General features: G+C 55.6%; 1 protein-coding gene. It reads left to right on the forward strand.

The window, feature by feature from the left end; all coding sequences use genetic code 11:
- Positions 1-57: 57 nt before the first annotated feature.
- On the forward strand, positions 58-2,123 hold a 2,066-nt coding region (locus AB7038_RS18060; RefSeq protein ID WP_369453746.1), incomplete at its 3' end, for a peptidase domain-containing ABC transporter.

Here is a 2,123-nt window from a genome sequence, read left to right on the forward strand (position 1 = left end):
CAACAGGAGCAAACACACCATGACAGAACGGACGCTGTTATCTGACCGGGAGGCTGCATGCGCCGTTTATCCCTGAAAAACCTGCTGGAAAAACTCGATCTCAGTCTGCGTCAGCGCATTCCGGTGATCCACCAGACCGAATCCTCTGAGTGCGGCCTCGCCAGCCTGGCGATGATTTCCGCCCATTACGGCAAAAGTATCGATCTGATTTCCCTGCGTCAGCAGTTCAATCTCTCCGCGCGGGGCGCGACCCTGGCCGGGCTGACCGGTATGGCGTCTGAGCTGGGTATGACCACCCGCGCCCTGTCGCTGGATATGGATGACCTGCCGAATCTGCGGCTGCCGTGTATTTTACACTGGGATTTCAATCACTTTTTGGTGCTGGTGAAAATCAGCGGTAACAAATTTATCCTCCATGACCCGGCCTATGGCCGGCGGGTGGTCGGTATTGAGGAAATGTCGCGCAATTTTACCGGCGTGGCACTGGAAGCCTGGCCCGGCAGCACCTTCACAAAACAGGAGGTGGTGAAAAAACTCAGCCTGCGCAAGCTTATCGGCAATATTCACGGGCTGAAAAAAGCGCTGCTGAAAATCTTCGCGTTCTCCGTTGTGATTGAGGCCATCGGCCTGATTATGCCGGTCGGTACACAGCTGGTGATGGACCACGCCATTCCTGCCGGAGATCAGGGGTTATTGTCCCTGATTTGTGTCGGGTTACTGTTCTTTATTCTGCTGAAAGCAGCGGTCAGTATGTGCCGGGCCTGGGCCAGTGTGATTATGGAAACGCTGATCAACGTCCAGTGGCAGTCCGGGCTGTTTACCCATCTGCTGCGGCTGCCGCTCAGCTATTTTGAGCGGCGCAAACTCGGGGATATTCAGTCCCGTTTCGGCTCGCTGGATATCCTGCGCACCACCTTTACCACCAGCGTGGTCGGGGCGATCATGGACGGTATCATGCTGATCGGCGTGTTTATCATGATGATCCTCTACGGCGGCCATCTCACCTGGATTGTGCTGGGATTTACCGCGGTATATATCGGGCTGCGGCTGGCGACCTACCGTTATTACCGCCAGCTGTCGGAGGAATCACTGATCAAAGAGGCGCGCGCCGGGTCGTACTTTATGGAATCCCTCTACGGTATCACCACGGTGAAAACCCAGGGTATGAGCGAGCGCCGGGGTAATCACTGGCTGAATCTGAAAGTCGATTCTATCAACACCGGTATCCGCCTGACCAAAATGAACCTGATGTTCGGCGGGGTGAATACCTTTATCATGGCCTGTGATCAGATAGCGATTCTGTGGATCGGCGCGGGTCTGGTGATCGACAATGCCATGACCCTCGGGATGTTTGTCGCGTTCAGCGCCTACCGCGAGCAGTTTTCTGACCGCGCCGCCTCCATCATTGAGTTCCTGCTGCAGCTGCGCATCATGAGCCTGCACAACGAGCGTATTTCTGATATCGCCCTCAACGAGCAGGAAAATAAAAAGCCGGATGTGCCGTACGAGCCGCAGATGCAGGCCGCCGGGCTGGAAACCCGCAACCTGGCGTACAGCTATGACAGCCAGTCCGCGCCGATTCTCCGCGATATTAATCTGTCGGTCGCCCCCGGCGAAAGTGTGGCGATAACAGGGCCGTCCGGTTCGGGAAAAACCACGCTGATGAAAGTGCTGTGCGGCCTGTTTGAACCGTCGGACGGCAAGGTGCTCATTGATAACATCGATATCCGCCAGCTCGGGGTCAATAACTACCATAAAATGATCGCCTGCGTGATGCAGGACGACAAACTGTTTTCCGGCTCGATCCGCGAAAATATCTGCGGATTCACCGAAAATCCCGACGAACAGCTGATGATCGCCTGTGCACAGGCCAGTTATATTCACGACGTGATTATATCGATGCCGATGGGCTATGAAACGCTGATCGGTGAGCTGGGCGAAGGGCTGTCCGGCGGGCAGAAACAGCGGATATTTATCGCCCGCGCGCTGTACCGCAGACCCCGGATCCTGTTTATGGACGAGGCGACCAGCGCACTGGATAAAGAGAGCGAATCTTACGTCAATCAGGCGATCCGCCAATTACCGATCACGCGGATTATCATTGCTCACCGCGAATCGACGAT

Origin of the sequence: Morganella morganii, assembly GCF_041099235.1 — a bacterium.
Taxonomy (GTDB): domain Bacteria; phylum Pseudomonadota; class Gammaproteobacteria; order Enterobacterales; family Enterobacteriaceae; genus Morganella; species Morganella morganii_E.